At 42.5% G+C, this 21,604-nt stretch carries 16 protein-coding genes and 1 other annotated feature; of the genes, 14 read left to right on the forward strand and 2 right to left on the reverse strand.

Features of this window, described 5'->3' with window-relative positions:
- Positions 1-110 precede the first annotated feature (110 nt).
- The 5 genes from tig (at position 111) to yihA (ending at position 8,118) form a co-directional block, all read left to right on the forward strand.
- Complete coding sequence (gene tig / locus SB775_RS08335; RefSeq protein WP_061464277.1) at positions 111-1,403, forward strand: trigger factor; 1,293 nt, start codon at positions 111-113, stop codon at positions 1,401-1,403.
- A gap of 424 nt (positions 1,404-1,827) precedes the next feature.
- Positions 1,828-3,096, forward strand: a complete 1,269-nt coding sequence (clpX, locus tag SB775_RS08340) for an ATP-dependent protease ATP-binding subunit ClpX (protein ID WP_061464276.1) — start codon at positions 1,828-1,830, stop codon at positions 3,094-3,096.
- A 197-nt stretch (positions 3,097-3,293) separates the two neighbouring features.
- On the forward strand, positions 3,294-4,964 hold the full coding sequence (lonB, locus tag SB775_RS08345; RefSeq protein WP_089361681.1) for an ATP-dependent protease LonB: 1,671 nt from the start codon (positions 3,294-3,296) through the stop codon (positions 4,962-4,964).
- 254 nt (positions 4,965-5,218) lie between these two features.
- Positions 5,219-7,540: an endopeptidase La gene (gene lon, locus SB775_RS08350; protein WP_061464274.1), complete on the forward strand. Its 2,322-nt coding sequence runs from the start codon at positions 5,219-5,221 to the stop codon at positions 7,538-7,540.
- Positions 7,537-8,118, forward strand: coding sequence for a ribosome biogenesis GTP-binding protein YihA/YsxC (yihA, locus tag SB775_RS08355; RefSeq protein ID WP_061464273.1), 582 nt, complete (start codon positions 7,537-7,539; stop codon positions 8,116-8,118). Before lon ends, yihA begins: the two co-directional genes overlap by 4 nt.
- 75 nt (positions 8,119-8,193) lie before the next feature.
- Here the strand turns inward: yihA and SB775_RS08360 are convergent, their stop codons facing one another.
- On the reverse strand, positions 8,194-8,676 hold the full coding sequence (locus tag SB775_RS08360; RefSeq protein ID WP_410861215.1) for a LiaI-LiaF-like domain-containing protein: 483 nt from the start codon (positions 8,674-8,676) through the stop codon (positions 8,194-8,196).
- 252 nt (positions 8,677-8,928) lie between these two features.
- On the opposite strand from SB775_RS08360, the gene hemA reads away from it, so the two are divergent.
- The 8 genes from hemA (at position 8,929) to ysxE (ending at position 18,147) form a co-directional block, all read left to right on the forward strand.
- A complete protein-coding gene (hemA, locus tag SB775_RS08365) occupies positions 8,929-10,278 on the forward strand; it encodes a glutamyl-tRNA reductase (protein ID WP_410861217.1) in 1,350 nt (449 codons plus the stop codon).
- A gap of 10 nt (positions 10,279-10,288) precedes the next feature.
- On the forward strand, positions 10,289-11,119 hold the full coding sequence (locus SB775_RS08370; protein ID WP_089361677.1) for a cytochrome C assembly family protein: 831 nt from the start codon (positions 10,289-10,291) through the stop codon (positions 11,117-11,119).
- Between the two features lie 9 nt (positions 11,120-11,128).
- Positions 11,129-12,061 (forward strand): hydroxymethylbilane synthase, encoded by a 933-nt coding sequence (hemC, locus tag SB775_RS08375; protein ID WP_061464269.1) that lies wholly within the window; start codon positions 11,129-11,131, stop codon positions 12,059-12,061.
- Complete coding sequence (locus SB775_RS08380) at positions 12,061-12,837, forward strand: uroporphyrinogen-III synthase (RefSeq protein WP_410861219.1); 777 nt, start codon at positions 12,061-12,063, stop codon at positions 12,835-12,837. Before hemC ends, SB775_RS08380 begins: the two co-directional genes overlap by 1 nt.
- 18 nt (positions 12,838-12,855) lie before the next feature.
- Positions 12,856-13,851 carry a porphobilinogen synthase gene (gene hemB, locus SB775_RS08385; RefSeq protein WP_089361674.1) on the forward strand — a complete coding sequence of 332 codons (996 nt, stop codon included), beginning with the start codon at positions 12,856-12,858 and terminating at the stop codon, positions 13,849-13,851.
- A gap of 39 nt (positions 13,852-13,890) precedes the next feature.
- Positions 13,891-15,180, forward strand: coding sequence for a glutamate-1-semialdehyde 2,1-aminomutase (gene hemL, locus SB775_RS08390; protein ID WP_089361673.1), 1,290 nt, complete (start codon positions 13,891-13,893; stop codon positions 15,178-15,180).
- A 342-nt stretch (positions 15,181-15,522) separates the two neighbouring features.
- Complete coding sequence (spoVID, locus tag SB775_RS08395; protein ID WP_089361672.1) at positions 15,523-16,944, forward strand: stage VI sporulation protein D; 1,422 nt, start codon at positions 15,523-15,525, stop codon at positions 16,942-16,944.
- Between the two features lie 132 nt (positions 16,945-17,076).
- Positions 17,077-18,147 carry a spore coat protein YsxE gene (gene ysxE, locus SB775_RS08400; RefSeq protein WP_286140740.1) on the forward strand — a complete coding sequence of 357 codons (1,071 nt, stop codon included), beginning with the start codon at positions 17,077-17,079 and terminating at the stop codon, positions 18,145-18,147.
- A gap of 56 nt (positions 18,148-18,203) precedes the next feature.
- On the opposite strand, the gene SB775_RS08405 is transcribed toward ysxE, so the two are convergent.
- Positions 18,204-18,395 carry a hypothetical protein gene (locus tag SB775_RS08405; RefSeq protein ID WP_061464264.1) on the reverse strand — a complete coding sequence of 64 codons (192 nt, stop codon included), beginning with the start codon at positions 18,393-18,395 and terminating at the stop codon, positions 18,204-18,206.
- A gap of 237 nt (positions 18,396-18,632) precedes the next feature.
- Positions 18,633-18,861 (forward strand) — a binding site (T-box leader).
- Positions 18,862-18,904: 43 nt separating this feature from the next.
- Between SB775_RS08405 and SB775_RS08410 the strand changes: the two genes are divergently transcribed.
- A complete protein-coding gene (locus SB775_RS08410; RefSeq protein WP_410861220.1) occupies positions 18,905-21,556 on the forward strand; it encodes a valine--tRNA ligase in 2,652 nt (883 codons plus the stop codon).
- The last annotated feature ends 48 nt before the right edge of the window (positions 21,557-21,604 follow it).

The following is a 21,604-nucleotide window of genomic DNA, read 5'->3' on the forward strand; positions in this document are numbered from 1 at the left end:
ATTTCCCAATATTTTTTTTGGGGATATTTGAGGGATGACTTGTTACACTTGCAAAGCATATTCATCCAATGCTTATTATTGAAGTATATAGATTTTTTGGAGGGAAACACATGTCTGTAAAATGGGAAAAACAAGAAGGTAATCAAGGCGTACTAACAATTGAAGTTGACTCTGCAAAAGTAAACGAAGGTTTAGACGCAGCTTTCAAAAAAGTAGTGAAACAAGTAAATGTACCTGGCTTCCGTAAAGGTAAAATGCCACGTCAAATGTTCGAAAAAAAATTCGGCGTAGAATCACTATACCAAGATGCGCTTGATATCATTCTTCCAGATGCTTATGCAAATGCTGTCGAAGAAGCAGGAATCCAGCCTGTAGATCGTCCAGAAATCGACATCGAGAAAATGGAAAAAGGCGAAAACCTGATCTTCACTGCAACTGTAACAGTTAAGCCTGAAGTTAAATTGGGAGATTACAAAGGTGTTGAAGTTGAAAAATTCAATACTGAAGTAACTGACGAAGATGTTGAAAACGAATTGAAAACTTTGCAAGAGAAGCAAGCTGAGCTTGTTGTTAAAGAAGAAGGACAAGCTGCTGACGGCGATACAGTCGTTCTTGACTTTGAAGGATTCGTTGATGGTGAAGCATTCGAAGGCGGAGCTTCAGAAAACCATTCATTGGAAATCGGTTCAAACTCTTTCATTCCAGGATTTGAAGAGCAGCTTGTTGGTCTTGAAACTGGCGCTGAAAAAGATATCGAAGTTACTTTCCCTGAAGAATATCATGCTGCTGAACTTGCAGGTAAACCAGCTGTATTCAAAGTGAAAATTCACGAAATCAAAACTAAACAACTTCCTGAGTTGGATGATGAGTTCGCGAAAGATGTCGACGACGAAGTGGAAACTTTGGCTGAACTTAAAGAAAAAACAAAACATAAATTAGAGCATGACAAAAAACACGAAGAAGAAAACTTCATACAAAACACTGTAATTGGTAAAGCTGTTGAAGGCGCAGAAATGGACGTTCCTGAAGCAATGATTTCAAACGAAGTGGACCGCATGATGAATGAGTTCTCTCAACGCATTCAATCTCAAGGACTTAATTTGGAACTTTACTACCAATTCTCAGGTCAAGACGAAGAAGCTTTAAAAGCACAAATGAAAGAAGAAGCTGAAGGACAAGTTCGTACGAGCCTGACTCTTGAAGCAATCGCTGAAGTTGAAAAAATTGAAGCGACTGACGAAGATGTAGAAGCTGAACTTGGACAAATGGCTACAATGTACAATATGGAAATTGATGCGATTAAACAAGCTCTTGGAAACTTAGAAGGAATCAAAGGCGATCTTAAAATTAAGAAAGCTATTGACTTCTTGGTAGAAAACAGCAAAACAGTTGACGCAAAATAATTTTTATAAATAAGTAGATTTAAATATTTCCTTAAAAAACAAGGCGCGAGTAATCGTGCCTTGTTTTATACATATTGAGAATTAGTGGAAATTTCAAATATCGGTAAGTTCCTGATTGATTTTTTTTGAATTTCAGTGTAGATTAGTTCTAATACCGCATATACATATTTATACAGCAAATCCTGATTTTAAAAATCAAAAGTTTTGGGCATACTGGTAAAGGGCAAATACATATTGATTGATTATTGTACATATTTACAACTCGGACGCGTGAGCATTTTTGTTACTAAACTTCCAAGAACATGATAAAATGCAAAACATGCTAGGGATTTTGGAATGCTTAAGTAGGTGTGTTCCCGGTTTTTTTACAATCGGGTACCGCTATGTAATAGAGTTGGAAGAGTATTTGAAGGGGTGAACGTACATGTTTAAATTTAATGATGAAAAAGGACAGTTAAAATGTTCTTTTTGCGGTAAAACACAAGAACAAGTCCGTAAACTGGTTGCTGGTCCAGGTGTATATATTTGTGACGAGTGTATCGAGCTTTGTACGGAGATCGTCGAAGAAGAGTTGGGGACTGATGAAGAAGTAGAATTCAGAGATGTGCCTAAACCTATGGAAATCCGTGAAATTCTTGACGAATATGTGATTGGACAAGAACAGGCGAAGAAGTCTTTGGCTGTCGCTGTTTACAATCATTATAAACGTATCAATTCCAATAGCAAAGTCGACGATGTTGAGCTTTCTAAAAGTAACATCGCCTTGATCGGACCGACTGGAAGCGGGAAAACCCTTCTTGCGCAAACATTGGCGCGATTACTGAATGTTCCTTTTGCAATTGCTGATGCGACTTCATTGACAGAAGCTGGATATGTTGGGGAAGATGTCGAAAACATCCTTCTAAAATTGATCCAAGCAGCTGATTATGATGTGGAAAAAGCGGAAAAAGGCATCATTTATATTGATGAAATCGATAAAGTTGCCCGTAAATCGGAGAATCCTTCCATTACACGTGACGTGTCCGGTGAAGGTGTGCAACAAGCTTTATTGAAAATTCTTGAAGGAACGGTTGCAAGCGTACCGCCTCAAGGTGGACGTAAACACCCACATCAAGAATTCATCCAAATCGATACGACCAATATCTTGTTCATCTGTGGCGGTGCATTTGATGGCATCGAACCAATCATCAAACGCCGTCTTGGTCAAAAAGTCATTGGTTTTGGCTCTGACGTGAAAAAGGATGATATTGCAGAAAAAGAATTGCTTTCAAAAGTTCTTCCTGAAGACTTGCTTCGTTTCGGTTTAATTCCGGAATTCATCGGGCGTCTTCCGGTAATTGCGACTCTTGAGCAATTGGATGAAGCTGCTTTGATTGAAATCCTGACAAAGCCGAAAAATGCCCTTGTTAAGCAATATCAAAAATTGCTTGAGCTTGACGATGTTGAATTGGAATTCGAACAGGAAGCGCTAAGTGAAATTGCTAAAAAGGCAATTGAACGTAAAACTGGTGCACGTGGTCTGCGTTCCATCATTGAAGGCATCATTCTTGAAGTGATGTTCGATCTGCCTTCACGTGATGATGTTGCAAAATGTGTAATCACAGGCAGCACGATTTCGAAAAATGAATCTCCAAAGCTCGTCCTTAAAGACGGTACAACCATCAAAGGACAAGGAAAGAAAACATCTGCTTAATTTATAGGAAAAGTAAGACTGCCAGTTCATCCTGGCAGTCTTTTTTTCTTTTGTCTTTTTTTTATGTTTATTGAGAAAATACTGTTCTTTGAGATGAAAACCCCAAAATTTACAACACGAAATTTTTGGATAATTTCGCCCTTCCAAAGGAGATACTAACAGAAATGACAAACTTGGAGAGTGCAGGAGGGAATACGATGAATTGGACAGGATTGGCGTTGTTTATCCAGCTGTTTTTTGGGATCATTATTGGATTGTATTTTTTGAACTTATTGAAAGGCCAGCGGACACAAAAAGTTTCCATTGACCGTGATTCACGTAAGGAAATGGACCAATTACGGAAGATGAGATCGATTTCGTTAACAGAGCCATTGGCGGAGAAGGTTAGACCAAGCACATTTAATGAAATCATCGGTCAGGAAGATGGCATTAAATCTTTAAAGGCTGCTTTATGTGGACCAAATCCCCAGCATGTGATAGTTTATGGTCCTCCAGGGGTAGGGAAAACAGCGGCGGCCAGACTTGTTTTGGAAGAGGCTAAGAAAAATGGTAAGTCCCCTTTTAAGAATTCGGCAGTGTTTGTTGAACTGGATGCCACCACCGCCAGGTTCGATGAACGGGGGATTGCCGATCCGCTGATCGGTTCTGTGCATGATCCAATCTATCAAGGGGCAGGGGCGATGGGACAGGCTGGCATTCCGCAGCCAAAGCAAGGTGCAGTAAGCAATGCTCATGGAGGCGTACTGTTCATTGATGAAATAGGGGAGCTTCATCCAATACAGATGAATAAACTGTTGAAGGTATTGGAGGATCGCAAGGTCTTTCTGGAAAGTGCCTATTACCAAGAGGAAAATCAAAGTATTCCCACTCACATCCATGATATTTTTAAAAATGGACTTCCGGCTGACTTTCGATTGATTGGGGCCACAACAAGAACGCCAAATGAAATCGCACCGGCGATACGCTCGAGATGCATAGAAGTGTTTTTTCGTGAACTTGACAGGGAAGAAATAATCACTGTGGCTAAGAATGCCTCCGATAAAGTTGGAATTACCATCAGTGAAAAAGGCTTGCAGTCGATTTCGGATTATGCCCGAAATGGCAGGGAAGCTGTAAACATGATTCAGACTCTTGCAGGAATATCAATTAATGAAAACAGGACTTTTATCAGAGAAGAAGATATTGATTGGATGGCACATAGCAGCCAACTTACCCAAAGAATGGACAGGAAAATAGAATCAAATTCTAAAATAGGCCTTGTCAACGGTCTTGCAGTCTACGGTCCCAACAGCGGGGCATTGCTGGAAATCGAGGTCATGGTCATGGCCGCCCCTGATGAAAAAGGTTCGATTAATATTACCGGCATTGTCGAAGAAGAGAGTATTGGCGGTGGGAATGGCAAGTCGATTCGCCGCAAAAGCATGGCAAAAGGTTCGATTGAAAATGTGATTACGGTTTTACGGTCGATGGGAGTGCCTGCCGATCAATTCGATATCCATGTCAACTTTCCGGGCGGAAGTCCTGTAGATGGTCCTTCTGCTGGAATTGCAATGGCAACAGGCATTTACTCGGCCATTTATAAAATCCCTGTAGATCACACATTAGCGATGACTGGAGAAATTAGCATTCATGGCGGTGTTAAACCGATTGGCGGAGTCATTCCGAAAATCAAGGCAGCAAAACTTGCCGGGGCAAAGAAAGTAATCATCCCTGCCGATAACATGCAGCCGCTGCTATCTGAGATCAAGGATATAGAAATCATTACAGTTTCGAATGTGAAAGAAGTGCTGGATCAGGCACTGAAAAAGGAACTGATGTCGGAACAAATTCTCACATCCTTGGACCTATCGAAAAAAGAAAGCGTATAAAGGAAATGCCCCGGATTAAAACAGAACCGGGGCATTTTAAGGACCATAATGGGGGTCCTCCATAAACCTAACAAAAAAATAAACACTGTTAAGACGTGCTTTTTTATCTAATATTGGAGATAATAATAGCAGTCGAAACGTGTTAAGGTAAACGAATAGACACTTCTATATAAATAGGATAGAATTGTTAAAAGGTTGAGAACATGGGTAAATAGTTTACAACGACGATACTAATTAGATGGAGGTGTCAGGAAATGACTGATCAAGAAATCATCGTCCCCCTCCTGCCGCTTAGAGGACTGCTTGTATATCCAACAATGGTACTTCATTTAGATGTAGGCCGAGATAAATCGGTACAAGCCCTTGAGAAAGCAATGGTGGAAGACCATCTTATATTTTTGACGACACAACAAGATGTTTCGTTGGACGAACCAGGTGAAGAAGATTTATTTACTATGGGAACTTTAACAAAGGTAAAACAGATGCTGAAGCTTCCGAATGGTACAATCCGGGTGTTAGTGGAAGGATTGAACCGGGCAGAGGTCATTGAATTTTACGATTATGAGACACATTATGGTGCCAAGATTAAAATATATGAAGACAGTGATGAGAAGGATGCTGAACATCAAGCATTAATGCGCACCCTACTGGATTATTTTGAACAATACATAAAAATGTCCAAGAAAATAACCGGTGAAACGTTTTCGTCCACTTCCGATATTGAAGAGCCTGGTCGATTAGCGGATATAATCGCTTCCCATTTGCCTTTGAAATTGAAGGAGAAGCAAGAAGTGCTTGAGACCATTGATATGAAAAAGCGTTTAAGCCGGGTAATCGAAATCATCAATAACGAGAAAGAAGTTCTTTTTCTCGAGAAAAAAATTGGCCAGCGTGTTAAGCGTTCAATGGAACGGACCCAAAAGGAATATTACCTGCGTGAACAAATGAAAGCGATCCAAAAGGAATTGGGCGATAAAGAAGGAAAAACAGGGGAAATTGAGGTCCTCAACGAAAAGATAGAAGAAGCGGATATGCCTGAGCATATTAAAGAAACGGCATTAAAGGAATTGGACCGTTATGAAAAAGTTCCGTCAAGCTCTGCCGAGAGTTCTGTCATCCGTAATTATATCGAATGGTTGATCTCGCTTCCTTGGTCCAAAGCGACTAAAGATGACTTGAATATTCACAAAGCTGAAAAGATCCTGAACAGGGACCATCATGGATTGGAAAAGGTGAAAGAACGGGTGCTTGAGTATTTAGCCGTCCAGCAATTGACCAATTCATTGAAGGGACCGATCCTTTGCTTAGTGGGACCACCCGGCGTGGGGAAAACAAGTCTGGCTAAATCGATTGCCTCATCCCTGAATAGGAATTTCGTCCGTATATCTTTAGGCGGGGTGCGTGATGAATCAGAAATCCGCGGACATCGCCGCACATATGTAGGGGCGATGCCGGGAAGGATCATCCAAGGCATGAAAAAAGCTGGAACGATCAATCCTGTCTTTTTACTGGACGAAGTGGATAAGATGTCCAATGACTTTAGGGGAGATCCATCTGCAGCGATGCTGGAGGTGCTCGATCCGGAGCAAAATCATAATTTCAGTGATCATTATATTGAAGAAACGTATAATCTTTCCAAAGTCATGTTCATAGCGACTGCGAATAATTTGGGATCCATTCCAGGCCCGCTTCGTGATCGTATGGAAATCATTTCGATTGCAGGTTATACTGAGATAGAGAAACTTCATATAGCCAAGGATCACTTACTGCCAAGACAGTTGGAAAACCATGGTTTAATGAAGACACAATTGCAAATCCGTGAGGAAGCACTTACCAAAATCATCCGTTATTATACCCGGGAAGCCGGTGTTCGGAGTCTTGAGCGACAGCTTGCAAGCATCTGTCGTAAGACTGCAAAAATCATCGTGTCCGGAGATAAAAAGCGGGTCGTCATTTCTGAAAAGAATGTCGAGGAGTTTTTAGGGAAAACCATGTTCCATTATGGACAGGCGGAAGTCGAAAACCAAGTAGGAGTAGCTAATGGTTTAGCTTACACATCGGTTGGTGGCGATACGCTGCAAATCGAGGTTTCCTTGTCACCGGGTAAAGGCAAGCTTATCCTGACAGGAAAGCTTGGCGATGTAATGAAAGAGTCAGCCCAGGCTGCTTTCAGTTATGTCCGTTCGAAAACCGAAAAACTTCATATTGATACGAACTTCCATGAAAAATATGATATTCATATTCATGTCCCCGAAGGTGCCGTCCCTAAAGATGGTCCTTCTGCAGGCATCACGATTGCAACAGCGTTAATATCGGCCCTTACTAATAGGCCGATCAGAAAAGAGGTAGGCATGACAGGCGAAATTACATTACGCGGACGGGTTCTTCCGATCGGCGGGCTTAAAGAAAAATCTTTAGCGGCCCATCGCGCAGGACTTACGAAAATCATCATCCCGCAAAATAACGAAAAGGATATTGATGATATCCCGGAAAGTGTCCGTAAAGCATTAACATTTGTTCCAGTTTCACACGTCGATGAAGTCCTTGAGCATGCATTGGTAGGTGTGAACGAATGAAAGTGACAAGTTCAGATATTGTCATCAGCGCTGTAAAGCCTGAACAATATCCCAATACTCCAATACCGGAATTTGCCTTGGCGGGCCGTTCCAATGTTGGGAAATCCAGTTTCATCAACAAAATGATCAATCGAAAAAACTTGGCGCGCACATCCTCTAAACCGGGTAAAACGCAGACCTTGAATTTTTACATCATAAATGAAGCAATCCATTTTGTTGATGTACCGGGTTATGGCTATGCAAAGGTTTCAAAAACGGAGCGTGATGCTTGGGGAAGGATGATCGAAACGTACTTCACTTCCCGTGATCAGCTCCGCGCTGCGCTTCTGATCGTCGATTTGCGTCATCCGCCTACAAAGGATGATATCGCAATGTATGAATTCCTGAAGCATTATGACCTGCCCAGGATCGTAATTGCAACAAAAGCGGATAAAATTCCAAAAGGCAAATGGCAGAAGCACTTGAAAATAACACGCCAAACGTTAAATATGGAAAGAGAAGATGAATTGCTTCTTTTCTCGGGTGAAACAGGCGAAGGTAAGGAACAAGCCTGGGGCGTCCTTAAGAAATATATGTAAAAGAAAAGGGTATTCCGCATTTGGAATACCCTTTTTCATTATGAAATTCGCATGAAATGCGACTCGGCTGAAGTTTTACTTTTTTCGAACCAAAAAGTAGATGCCGATTGCCATCAAGGCAAATGGCCAAAACCTTTCGATGTTCGCCGTATTTGTTTCAACAATCCCGAAAGACGTTGTGATTTTATCATAGAACAAGAAAAGGATCGAGACGATGAATAATACCATCCCGTGAAACATTCCAGAATTTGTTTTACGTGCCCGGAGAATAAATCCCAGTGAGATGATAAAAATAAAGATACCTATATTATCCGGCCAAATATCAAGGTTTGCTACGATATGGAAGTGAGCCCCGAATCCCAGTAGGATGACGCCTGGCAGGATGGATTCATATTCATTACCACTATAGGCCTGAACCAAGAAGGCGGCACCGACTATGCATAATAAAGTGGGCCAGCTATAAAAGCCTGGAAAGATTTCCATTTGGGAATGTTCAAGAAAAAAGTAGAGTCCGAAACCGATTAAAACGGTTCCGGGGAAAATACGTTGCGTTTTCATTTTATCCTCCTATTCAATTCGATTACTTGAAGTTCTTTGCCATTTTTGATATGGTACTTTTGTACACAATGTCGAAATATGTATGTAACTTACAAATCCCGCTTAGACACCTTTTGGAGCAATTCAGGCGTTTTGGCGTCTTTTCATGGTAGCATACGTTTTCATAAACTGTTCATATTATTTGCGTGTATCCATTTTAGTACATGGTATAATAAATTTACATGAAAAATTTTGGGGGTGCAAAACAAAAGGATGCATATTCTAGCGGTTGGTATAAATTACAAAACTGCCCCTGTTGAAATTCGGGAAAAACTATCGTTTAACGAAGCCGAACTTGCCGAGGCAATGAAAGCTCTTAAAAATAAAAAAAGCATCTTGGAAAACATTATTATTTCAACATGCAACAGAACAGAAATATATGCGGTCGGTGACCAGCTTCATACGAGCCGGTATTATATAAAGGAATTTCTTTCGGAATGGTTTAACATCGATAAAGAAGAATTTTCTAAATACCTGTATATCTATGAAGGCGATGGGGCTGCCGAGCATTTATTTTCAGTTATCTGCGGCTTGAATTCCATGATACTGGGGGAAACCCAGATTTTGGGACAAGTGCGTACAAGCTATATGTTAGGACAGAAGGATGATACGATCGGCACCGTTTTTAACCATCTCTTCAAGCAAGCCATTACATTAGCTAAAAAGGCTCATTCAGAAACGGATATCAATACGAATGCCGTTTCTGTCAGCTATGCGGCGGTCGAGCTTGCAAAAAAAATCTTTGGAGGCCTGAACGGCAAGAACGTCTTGATTCTTGGGGCCGGTAAGATGGGTGAGTTAGCCATTCAGAATCTGCATAGTAATGGCGCTGACAGCATCACAGTCATTAACCGCACCTTTCAGAAAGCGGTCGACTTGGCGGAGAGATTCAATGGTACAGCGAAACAGCTTCAAGAGCTGCAATGCGCTTTAGTGGAAGCGGATATCCTGATTACCTCCACTGGTTCAAAGGATCTTCTAGTAACAAAAGAAATGATGACATTCGTGAATAAGCTTCGTAAAGGCCGTCCTATTTTCATGGTGGATATCGCAGTGCCGCGTGACCTTGATCCAACATTGGCGGAGCTTGAAAATATCTTCTTGTATGACATTGACGATCTTGAAGGGATCGTGCAAGCGAATATCGAAGAGCGCAAAAAAGCTGCCGAGAAAATAGAATTGATGATCGAATCTGAAATTGTGGACTTCAATCAATGGATTAATTTGCTTGGTGTGGTTCCTGTCATTTCATCTTTACGGGAAAAATCCCTATCCATACAACAGGAAACGATGGAAAGCATCGAAAGAAAGCTTCCTCATTTAAGCGAACGGGACAAAAAGGTTCTGAACAAGCATACGAAGAGCATCATCAACCAAATGCTAAAAGATCCTATTCTTTATGCAAAAGAGCTTGCGGATGAGCCGAATGCAAAAGAGCAATTAAATAATTTCGTGAAAATCTTTCATTTAGAGGACTTGATTGAAGACCAGCTGGTAGCGGATGATGAAAAAGAAATGAACAGCTCCAAGGCATCCCTATTGAATCCAGTTCCTGTCCAGTAATGAGGTAAATATGGAATTACTAATGACAAGATTGCATGAAGCCACTGTATTGTTGTATGCCATCAGTATGCTTTTATACTTTATTGACTTCCTTAATAATAACCAGAAGGCGAATAAGGTCGCCTTCTGGTTGCTTTCTATTGTTTGGGTACTGCAAACAATTTTTTTATTTCTGTATGTATTGAAAACGGGAAGGTTCCCGGTATTGACGATTTTTGAAGGCTTATATTTTTATGCATGGGTCCTCATATCGTTATCTTTAATCATTAACCGATTCCTAAGAGTCGATTTTACGGTCTTTTTTACGAACGTATTAGGTTTTATGGTTATGGCCATCCATACCTTTGCACCTGTTCAGATAGAATCTCAAGTGCTTGCACAGCGTCTGGTTTCAGAGCTATTGCTCATACATATCACTTTTGCCATCCTATCTTATGGGGCATTCACGCTTTCTTTCGTTTTTTCCCTTCTTTACTTAATTCAATATGATTTACTTAAACGGAAGAAGTGGGGGAAACGGCTGCTTCGACTCGGCGATTTAACGAAGCTCGAACAAATGTCTTATGTCCTCGCAGTAATAGGTGTTCCATTATTAGTTGTCTCCCTTATCTTGGGGATTCAATGGGCTTATATAAAAGTGCCTGGGGTATCCTGGCTGGATATGAAGATCATCGGTTCATTCATTTTGCTCATCGCTTACAGTGTGTTTTTATACTTGAAAATTCGGAAACAAATGTATGGAAGGACCCTAGCCTTTCTGAATATTGGATCTTTCATGATTGTGTTAATTAACTTTTTCCTTTTCGGAAGCCTTTCAACATTCCACTTTTGGAATACATAGGAGGAAACTATGAGAAAAATAATTGTTGGTTCTAGACGTAGTAAATTAGCGATTACCCAAACGAACTGGGTAATCGATCAACTTAAAGAGCTTGGGGTTCCATACGAGTTCGAGGTGAAGGAAATTGTCACAAAGGGTGACCAAATCCTTGATGTAACGCTTTCCAAGGTAGGCGGAAAAGGCTTATTCGTTAAAGAAATCGAACAAGCGATGCTGGATAAAGAAATAGATATGGCTGTACATAGTATGAAAGATATGCCGGCGGTGCTGCCTCCAGGCTTGACGATCGGCTGCATACCACCAAGGGAGGACCATCGGGATGCCTTGATTTCAAAGAACCATGAAACCCTTTCCGAACTGAAGCCCGGTTCCATTATAGGTACAAGCAGTTTGCGTCGCGGTGCGCAAATTTTGGCTAGAAGGCCGGATCTTGAAATTAAATGGATTCGCGGGAATATCGATACCCGTCTGAATAAGCTGAACACGGAAGATTATGATGCCATCATTTTAGCAGCAGCCGGACTTTCAAGAATGGGATGGGAGCAGGACATCGTATCGGAATTTTTAGATGAGGATATTTGCATTCCGGCAGTTGGACAAGGGGCACTTTCCATTGAATGCCGCGAAGACGACAAAGAACTGCTGGCTGAACTTGAGAAATTAACCTGTGAAAAAACGAAAAGAACGGTTGAAGCGGAACGTGCCTTTTTGGATAAAATGGAAGGCGGATGCCAGGTGCCGATTGCCGGATTTGCGGTAGAGAAAGATAATGGATTGGTTTCCTTGACGGCTTTGGTCGCTTCTCCGGACGGAAAAGTGATTTATAAAGAAATGGTTGAGGGGGCTGATCCCGAGACGGTTGGGCATGATGCTGCCAAACAGATAAGTGAAATGGGCGGTAAAGAATTGATTGATCGCGTAAAAGAGGAGCTTGATCAGTAATGAATCCCTTTCAACCTCTTAAGGATTATCGGGTATTAATCACCAGAGGGAAAGGGCAGGCAGATGGTTTAAAAGATTCGATCGATAAAAATGGCGGAACGCCGCTTCTTGTGCCATTGCTTGAGTTCACTCTTCCTGATCATATGGAAGTTGTTCAAGAGCGGTTAGATGAGCTGCATACCTATGACTGGATAATTCTCACCAGTCAAAATGGAGTGGATTTCTTCTTTAAACTTATTGGTGAACAGCCTTTAATGCTTCCGAAAATAGCCGTTATCGGCTCCAAAACAGAAGCGGCCCTGAAACGACATGGATATAGGGCGGATTTCGTTCCAGCTCAGTTTGTTGCCGAAGGGTTTGTTGCGGAGTTCATTACCCTGCTTGGTCCCGGGTCGCGTGTATTGCTGGCAAAAGGGAATCTCGCGAGGGCGGTTATTGCGGAGGCAATCAATGAAACCGGTGCATCCTGTGATGAAGTGATAATTTATCATACCGTGCTTCCCGGAAGCAGTGAAAAAAGACTCGTGAAACTTATAACGAATCATGAAATCGACATCATAACCTTTACGAGCTCTTCGACGGTCAATCATTTTTTACAGATCATGGAACGCCATGATTTGAATACATACATAGACCGGATCATCATCGCATGCATCGGGCCGATTGCCGCTAAAACGGCTGAAAAAAATGGGCTAAACGTCGATGTTTGTCCAGATGTTTATACGACGGATGCCATGGTTGCGGATTTAATACGCTTCATAAGCAAAAAGAAATAACAAGGGAGGAACTTCAAAATGAAAAACATTCCATTCAATCGCCACCGTCGCTTGCGTGCAAGTGCTGGCATGAGGGCTTTAGTCCGTGAAACACAATTGCATAAAGAGGATTTGATCTATCCGATCTTCGTCATTGACGGTGAAAATGTAAAAAATGAAATCAACTCGATGCCTGGTATATATCAGTTATCCATGGATAACCTTGGGGCTGAAATGGATGAAGTCGTAAGTCTGGGCATTAAGTCAGTCATTTTATTCGGTGTCCCTTTTGCTCATGATAAAGACGAACAAGGCACAGGAGCATTTCACCATAACGGACTTGTGCAAGAGGCAACCCGCTATATCAAAAAACAATATCCTGAAGTCATTGTCATTGCTGATACATGTCTTTGTGAGTATACAAGCCATGGCCATTGCGGGGTCGTTGAAGGGGAAAAGATCCTGAATGACGCTTCTCTTGACCTTCTTGCCAAAACGGCGATCAGCCAGGCTGAGGCCGGTGCCGATATCATTGCCCCTTCCAATATGATGGACGGTTTCGTTGCGGCCATCCGTGCAGGCCTGGATGAAGCTGGCTATGAAGATATTCCGATCATGTCCTATGCAGTGAAATATGCTTCGGCTTTTTACGGCCCATTCCGTGATGCAGCGAATGGCGCGCCGCAATTTGGCGACAGGAAAACTTACCAAATGGATCCTGCCAATCGCCTTGAAGCATTCCGTGAAGCTGAATCCGATGTTGCTGAAGGTGCGGATTTCTTAATCGTGAAACCAGCCCTTTCCTACATGGACATTATCAGGGACGTTAAGAATAACTTTAATCTTCCCGTTGTTTCCTACAATGTGAGCGGTGAATATTCAATGGTCAAAGCTGCTGCCCAAAATGGCTGGATTGATGAAAAAGCGATAGTGATGGAAATGCTGACAGGATTGAAACGCGCAGGTTCCGACTTGATCATTACGTATTTCTCAAAAGAAGTAGCACGCTGGATAAACGAAGATAATCAAAGATGATTAACAAATAAAACCTGTAATGGAAAAGGGGATTGAATCATGCGGTCATATGAAAAATCGAAACAAGCGTTTGCCGAAGCAAAAAAATTGATGCCAGGCGGCGTGAACAGCCCTGTACGTGCCTTCAAATCCGTGGACATGGATCCCATTTTCATGGAGCGTGGAAAAGGCTCAAAAATGTATGATATCGATGGCAATGAATATATAGACTATGTTCTTTCATGGGGACCGCTTATCCTGGGTCACACGAATGACCATGTCGTTGAAGCATTGAAAAAGGTAGCGGAATCAGGTACAAGCTTCGGAACCTCTACGCTGATTGAGAATGAACTGGCTAAGTTGGTCATTGACCGGGTGCCTTCGATTGAGATGATCCGGATGGTGTCTTCAGGAACAGAAGCGACGATGAGTGCGCTAAGGTTGGCGAGAGGCTTTACAGGTCGGGATAAAATCCTTAAATTCGAAGGTTCATATCATGGACATGGCGATTCATTGCTAATCAAAGCAGGCTCCGGCGTTGCCACATTAGGTTTGCCGGATAGTCCGGGAGTACCGGAAGGCATTGCGAAAAATACGATTACCGTACCATATAATGATCTTGCAGCAACCAAATATGCGTTTGAACAATTTGGCGAAGACATCGCGTGTATCATCGTAGAACCTGTTGCAGGGAACATGGGCGTAGTTCCGCCGCAACCAGGTTTCCTCGAAGGCTTACGTGAAGTGACGACCCAATACGGGGCTCTATTGATCTTTGACGAAGTTATGACAGGTTTCCGTGTCGGTTATAACTGTGCACAAGGCTATTTTGGCATCGTACCGGACCTGACTTGCCTTGGGAAAGTAATTGGTGGTGGCTTACCGGTCGGAGCTTTCGGAGGCAAGCGCGAATTCATGGAACGAATTGCCCCGAGCGGGACAATCTATCAAGCAGGAACATTGTCAGGTAACCCTCTGGCCATGACGGCTGGTCTTGAAACGCTGAGCCAATTGACTCCAGAATCTTATGAAGAGTTCACCCGAAAAGGTGATATGCTTGAAAAAGGCATCGGAGAAGCAGCGAAAAAGTACGGAGTTCCCCATACATTCAACCGTGCCGGTTCCATGATTGGACTATTCTTTACGGATGAAGAAGTAATCAATTATGATACAGCAAAAACATCAGATTTAGAGTTCTTTGCTTCTTACTATAGGGAAATGGCAAATCAAGGCATCTACTTGCCGCCGTCCCAGTTTGAAGGTTTATTCCTTTCCACTGCACATAGTGATGAAGATATCGAAAAGACCATCACAGCGGCAGAACAGGCCTTTGCAAAATTAAAAAAATGAGGCTTCATGACACTATTAAAATTATTAACAGGCTACCATTTCTCCAAAAGCTTTTGGAGAAAGGTAGCCTGTTTTTTTGATTCAAGGAGTAAGTGGAAGAAGGACGAAAAAATGGTTGAAGGACAAATTAAATGGCAGTAGGCCGAATTAAAATGGTTTAAATCTGATTGATCCAATCGACATGGATTTTAGCCTGAAAAAGTAAAGTCTACTCCTTATCATGGTTCAGTAAAAATAAGGTTTGGATGGCTGCAAATGAAATGAAGGAATAATCAGCTTCCTTTCTTCATAGATTGATATTGGTATAGGTACCGTTTCCTGAAGCTGAAAGGAGGAGTTGTCTTGTCGCAAGAAAATGAATCGTATTTACGATTTTCTTTAGAGGAATCCGTTTGGTTCCAGAAGGGACAGGAAGTGGCTGAGTTATTTTCCATTTCTCTGGATCCAAATGTGACGATTCAAGAAAGTGATCAATATGTTTTTATACGAGGCTCGTTAGATTTATGCGGTGAATACAAAGACTCGCAAAATGGTGAGGAAGAGGAATTTTCGCAGACCTTTTTGCCAAAAGCCGTTCAAAAGGTCGAGAGGCATCCTGATGGACTTACTGAGTTCACACACCGTTTTCCGGTTGATATAACAATTCCGAATAATCGAATTGCCTCATTAGAGGAGATCGATGTCTCGATTCAAAGCTTTGATTATGCCATGCCTGAACATAACTGTTTGAAATTGCAGGCGGATTTGTTGATAACCGGAATTTATAATGATTCATATGTGGAAGAACGGTTCGATACGGAGCAGGAAGTTGGGGAAACAGAGGAACAAGAAGAAACGGACGGTGAAAACGAGTCATATATTCCATATGCGGCTGCAGTGCCGCCAATCCCAGATTTTCAGCCTGTTTTCCGAGATGAGCAGGAGGAAGAGTTATACACGCCTTTTTCTGCAGAGGCAAAACGGGTATCTGAAGCAAACGAGGAAGAGGAAGAGGAACCAATCTATTTAAGCGATCAGCATGGTGTCCCAGTTTTTGAGATTCCCGTTTCACCATATCCTGAAGAGGAGGAGTGGGAAACGGAAGTGCACAGACAGGAAGAAGTGAATTTTTCTATAAGTGATCAGCCTGATTCAGCAGAGGTACCTATGTCATCCATGGAAGAGGAGAAGCAGGAGGAAAATGTAAGCAGGCAGGAAACCATGGAGAAAGTCGAGACTCCTAGAAAGACTTTGATGGAAGAGGAAGCAGTGGAAGAGCCAAATCATGTAATCAATCATATAAGTGTCCCAGTTGAGAATAGCCCTGTTTCAAATTCCGAAAACGAGGATGTCATCCGGCAGGAAGAAGCTGAGGCTGCAGCGGGTCCTATCCTTAAGGAACATGCGAAGATGGAACATGAAGAGGAAGCAAATTCGTCGTCCATAAGCGATCTATTCAAAAAGAAGGAAAGACCAGCGCCGCCAGCTAAGGAAGTTAAAAATTTCAAAGGCAGGAAACAAGCCGTGGAGCGTGATGATAAGGAAACCGCTGAACATGATGAAAAGCAGCTTTCCATCATGGACTTATTCGGTCGGAAACAAGAAGAAGAGCTGGTAAGGATGAAGGTTTGTATTGTCCAGCAAGGGGAAACGCTTGATGACTTGGCTCAACGTTATGATGTTACGGTTCAATCCATACTTTTCAGTAATGAGTTGGAGTCGAACCAGAACGTCCATGAAGGGCAAGTCATCTATATACCGAAGGCGGTTGCGTATAAGAATTGACCAGGACAGAGAGCAGAGCATATGGTCTGCTCCTGTTTTTTAGAGCAGCCCGGATTTAATTACACCTTTTGGTGGCTAGAAGAATTGAATAATCGGATTGTTGAGTGTTTATAGAGAAAGTGAGTGAGTCTCGTGAGGGAAAACGAGAATCAGCAGCCTATTAATCGGGATCGTGACACGGAGACCGTTTTGAAGGAATACGCCATGTATGTACAATATATTGAGGACTTCGGGCGGGTGAAAAAAGTATACAGTGATCGAGGTACATTTGCCTTGAAATCCATTGTACCGCATAACGGCATTGATTTTATCAGGAATGTTCAAAAACTGTACCATCGAGGCTATAACCGGATCGTTCCCATTTATCAAACGATGGATCAGCGTTACGCCGTCCTTCATAATGGACGTTTGTATTACCTGATGCCCTGGCTTAATAATGAAGGGGACGGGGAGCGTGATGAAAAGCATAAGCAAATGTTCAGGGAGCTTGCTCGGATGCATACGCTGTCCGTAAAGGAAATCCAGGTGGATATAGAAGAACGGGAAGCTCATTATGAGCGGACGCTTGATGCCTGGAATAACGAGAAGGACTTTATGGATGAGTATATTGTCAGCTGCGAAAAGAAGTGGTATATGTCTCCATTTGAAATGACGGTTTGTTCATTCTTCACTGATATTTCACAGGCACTGAAGTACTCGATCAAGAAATTTGAAACCTGGTATGAAAAAACGAAGGAAAGTGAAAAGGTTCGAACCGTGATCACGCACGGAAAGGTCTCTTTGAAGCATTTCGTTAGTGATGAACGGGGGTATGGCTACTTCATCAATTTTGAGAATTCGAATACGGCACCGCCTCATTTCGATTTACTGCCATTTCTCGTTAAATCGGCCAGGACCTATCCTGTCCAATGCGATGACTGCGTCGACTGGCTATATAACTATTTTCGTTATTTTCCTTTGAAAGAAGAAGAATTGCTGCTCATGCAAAGTTATATGGCTTTCCCTGGATCAGCATTGGAATTAGTGAAGGGTTATTCCGATGGCAGGAGCCATCGTTCAGAGCTTGATAATGTTACCCAACTGCAGAGGCAATTTTGGCTCCTGAAGAATGTAGAATATATGGTGATGAAAATCGAAGAAATCGAACAGAAGAAAAAGGCGGCTGCCGAGGCTGCCAAAGAAGAGCAATCACCCCCAAGCTAAATATACATGATTGGATCATCTCCAGTCATGTATATTTTTTTGCTGTGAGGGAATAATTAAATCCATTCGAAATATAAAGACAAGGCCAAGAAAATAAAGGCGACTAACAGGAGCATATCGAAGAAAGTAGGGAAAATCAGCGTACGTAATCCTTGGAATACGATAAAGGGAATGATGAACTGCTGGCAAACACCGCGGAATTTTTTCATCCAAGGCGGTAAAGTATAGGGAGTATATCTTCGCTTCATATTATTACCTTCCTTTTTAGGACTTCTTTTATTATATGGGTGGGTAGTGGGAAAGGTGAAAAAGCCGTCACATTAACTGTTCCTGGAGTATAAAATAAAGAAAATGGCCGGGCAGCGGGAGTGAATGCGTGAAATGAGACGCTTCCTGGGAAAGTAAGCGAAAAGATGATTGACTGGAGCCCCATATTTTTTGTACTATATACTATATGCATTCAATGATTTTACATATGAATATAATTCAATGCAAAGACCGGAAATAGTAAGATGAAATGCACTTTTCAGAGAGGAAACCAATTGGTGTGAGGTTTCCAGGCAGCAGCATCCGAAGTCGTCCGCGAGCAGTTTTCGTGAAAGATCTTAGTAGCGAAGGCCGGTGAAGAGCCGTTATCCGATTTGAGAGCCGAAAGAGATTTTTTTATTTTTCGGAAAAAAGGTGGCACCGCGAACAACTTCCTTCGTCCTTTTGTGATGATGGAAGTTTTTTTTATGCCCAAAAAGGAGGAAATGATATGGAAGAGAACCAAATTTCGATGCCAACTAAATATGATCCGCAGACGATAGAGAAAGGCCGCTATAAATGGTGGCTTAATGGGAAGTTTTTCGAAGCGACGGGTGACGATAAAAAGGAACCATATACGATTGTCATCCCGCCCCCTAATGTAACAGGTAAGCTGCATCTTGGCCATGCTTGGGATACGACACTTCAAGATATATTGACACGCATGAAAAGGATGCAAGGCTATGATGTATTATGGTTGCCTGGCATGGACCATGCCGGTATCGCCACTCAAGCAAAGGTTGAACAAAAGCTTCGCTCGGAAGGCGTAAGCCGTTATGACCTTGGACGTGAAAAGTTCGTTGAAGAGACATGGAAATGGAAAGAGGAATATGCGAGCCATATCCGTGAACAATGGTCAAAGTTGGGTCTTGGGCTTGATTATACCCGTGAACGCTTCACTCTTGATGAGGGGCTTTCAAAAGCAGTACGCGAAGTTTTCGTCTCTCTTTATAACAAGGACTTGATTTACCGAGGCGAATACATCATCAACTGGGATCCATCAACGAAAACGGCGTTATCCGATATCGAGGTTATTTATAAAGATGTGCAGGGTGCATTTTACCATATGAAATATCCGTTGGTTGACGGGACAGGTGAAATTGAAATAGCCACCACACGTCCAGAAACGATGCTAGGCGATACTGCGGTTGCTGTACACCCTGAAGATGATCGTTATAAACACCTGATCGGCAAAATGGTTCGCTTGCCAATTACAGGCCGGGAAATCCCAATTGTCGGTGATGATTATGTCGATATGGAATTCGGTTCAGGCGCGGTTAAAATTACTCCGGCCCATGACCCGAATGACTTCGAAATTGGGAACCGTCACAATTTGGAGCGCATCCTTGTCATGCATGAAGACGGTTCGATGAATGAAAAGGCTGGTAAGTACGAAGGTATGGATCGCTTCGAATGCCGTAAGCAAATCGTCAAAGATCTTCAGGAAGAAGGAGTGCTCTTCAAAATCGAAGATCACCTTCACTCAGTCGGCCATTCAGAGAGAAGCGGTGCTGTTGTTGAACCATATCTTTCGACTCAATGGTTCGTAAAAATGCAGCCACTGGCTGATGCATCCGTTGAACTTCAAAAAGGGTCCGATGAGGAAAAGGTTCATTTCGTACCAGATCGTTTCGAAAAAACGTACCTTCACTGGATGGAAAATATCCGAGACTGGTGCATTTCCCGTCAGCTTTGGTGGGGTCACCGCATTCCAGCGTGGTACCATAAAGAAACAGGTGAAGTGTATGTTGGCCACGAAGAACCTGCGGATGCTGAAAACTGGGAACAGGATACAGATGTTCTGGATACATGGTTCAGCTCGGCATTATGGCCATTCTCGACTATGGGCTGGCCTGATAAGGACAGTATCGATTTCAAACGATACTATCCAAACGGAGCACTTGTAACAGGCTATGATATCATTTTCTTCTGGGTATCGCGGATGATTTTCCAAGCACTTGAGTTCACAGGTGAGCGTCCATTTGAAAATGTACTGATCCACGGTCTGGTTCGTGACGAACAGGGTCGCAAGATGAGTAAATCGCTTGGCAATGGTGTGGATCCGATGGATGTCATCGATCAATACGGTGCCGATTCCCTGCGTTACTTCTTATCTACAGGCAGCTCACCAGGGCAGGACCTTCGTTATAGTACGGAAAAAGTGGAAGCGGTTTGGAACTTCTCGAATAAGATTTGGAACGCATCCCGTTTTGCTTTGATGAACATGAATGGCATGACTTATGACGAAATCGATTTAAGCGGTGAGAAGTCTGTAGCCGATAAATGGATTTTGACGCGCTTGAATGAAACGATTTCAAACGTGACGAGACTTGCGGACCGTTATGAGTTCGGTGAAGTGGGCCGTGTGCTTTATAACTTCATTTGGGATGACTTCTGTGACTGGTATATTGAAATGGCGAAGCTTCCGTTATATGGCGAAAATGAAGCAGCGAAGATAACGACCCGCTCGATCTTGGCTTATGTACTGGATAACACGATGAGATTATTACACCCGTTCATGCCATTCATTACCGAAGAAATCTGGCAGAACCTTCCTCACCAAGGTGAGTCGATCACTGTTGCCGCTTGGCCGGAAGTGAATGAAGGATTGACAGATACAGCTGCAGCCGAGGAAATGAAGCTGCTTGTTGAAATCATCCGCTCCGTCCGTAACATCCGTGCTGAGGTGAACACACCGTTAAGCAAAAAAATCAATTTGATTTTAAAAGCTAAAGATGAGTCCGTCTTAGAAACGTTACAGAAAAACAGCAGCTATATCGAGCGTTTCTGTAATCCTGAACAATTGACGATCGGAATCGAGGTCGAAGAACCTGCTCAAGCCATGACAGCTGTCGTAACTGGTGTAGAACTGATCCTTCCGCTTACAGGCCTGATCAATATCGACGAAGAAGTGAAACGTCTTGAAAAAGAACTCGACAAACTTAATAAAGAAGTTGAACGTGTACAGAAAAAATTAGGCAACGAGGGCTTCGTTAAAAAGGCGCCGGCAAGCGTCATTGAAGAAGAACGTGCCAAAGAAAAAGACTATAGCGAAAAACGCGACTCTGTGATCCACAGGATCAGCGAACTGAAACAACTGTAAAACAAAAGGATGAACCAGCTATATGCCGGTTCATCCTTTTGTATTTAC

The organism is Peribacillus sp. SIMBA_075 (assembly GCF_046534585.1).

Bases quoted from the DNA above. Each gene is read 5' to 3' on its own strand.
- tig (WP_061464277.1), top strand. From the start codon at position 111: ATGTCTGTAAAATGGGAAAAACAAGAAGGTAATCAAGGCGTACTAACA.
- clpX (WP_061464276.1), top strand. From the start codon at position 1,828: ATGTTTAAATTTAATGATGAAAAAGGACAGTTAAAATGTTCTTTTTGC.
- lonB (WP_089361681.1), top strand. From the start codon at position 3,294: ATGAATTGGACAGGATTGGCGTTGTTTATCCAGCTGTTTTTTGGGATC.
- lon (WP_061464274.1), top strand. From the start codon at position 5,219: ATGACTGATCAAGAAATCATCGTCCCCCTCCTGCCGCTTAGAGGACTG.
- yihA (WP_061464273.1), top strand. From the start codon at position 7,537: ATGAAAGTGACAAGTTCAGATATTGTCATCAGCGCTGTAAAGCCTGAA.
- SB775_RS08360 (WP_410861215.1), bottom strand. From the start codon at position 8,676: ATGAAAACGCAACGTATTTTCCCCGGAACCGTTTTAATCGGTTTCGGA.
- hemA (WP_410861217.1), top strand. From the start codon at position 8,929: ATGCATATTCTAGCGGTTGGTATAAATTACAAAACTGCCCCTGTTGAA.
- SB775_RS08370 (WP_089361677.1), top strand. From the start codon at position 10,289: ATGGAATTACTAATGACAAGATTGCATGAAGCCACTGTATTGTTGTAT.
- hemC (WP_061464269.1), top strand. From the start codon at position 11,129: ATGAGAAAAATAATTGTTGGTTCTAGACGTAGTAAATTAGCGATTACC.
- SB775_RS08380 (WP_410861219.1), top strand. From the start codon at position 12,061: ATGAATCCCTTTCAACCTCTTAAGGATTATCGGGTATTAATCACCAGA.
- hemB (WP_089361674.1), top strand. From the start codon at position 12,856: ATGAAAAACATTCCATTCAATCGCCACCGTCGCTTGCGTGCAAGTGCT.
- hemL (WP_089361673.1), top strand. From the start codon at position 13,891: ATGCGGTCATATGAAAAATCGAAACAAGCGTTTGCCGAAGCAAAAAAA.
- SB775_RS08405 (WP_061464264.1), bottom strand. From the start codon at position 18,395: ATGAAGCGAAGATATACTCCCTATACTTTACCGCCTTGGATGAAAAAA.
- SB775_RS08410 (WP_410861220.1), top strand. From the start codon at position 18,905: ATGGAAGAGAACCAAATTTCGATGCCAACTAAATATGATCCGCAGACG.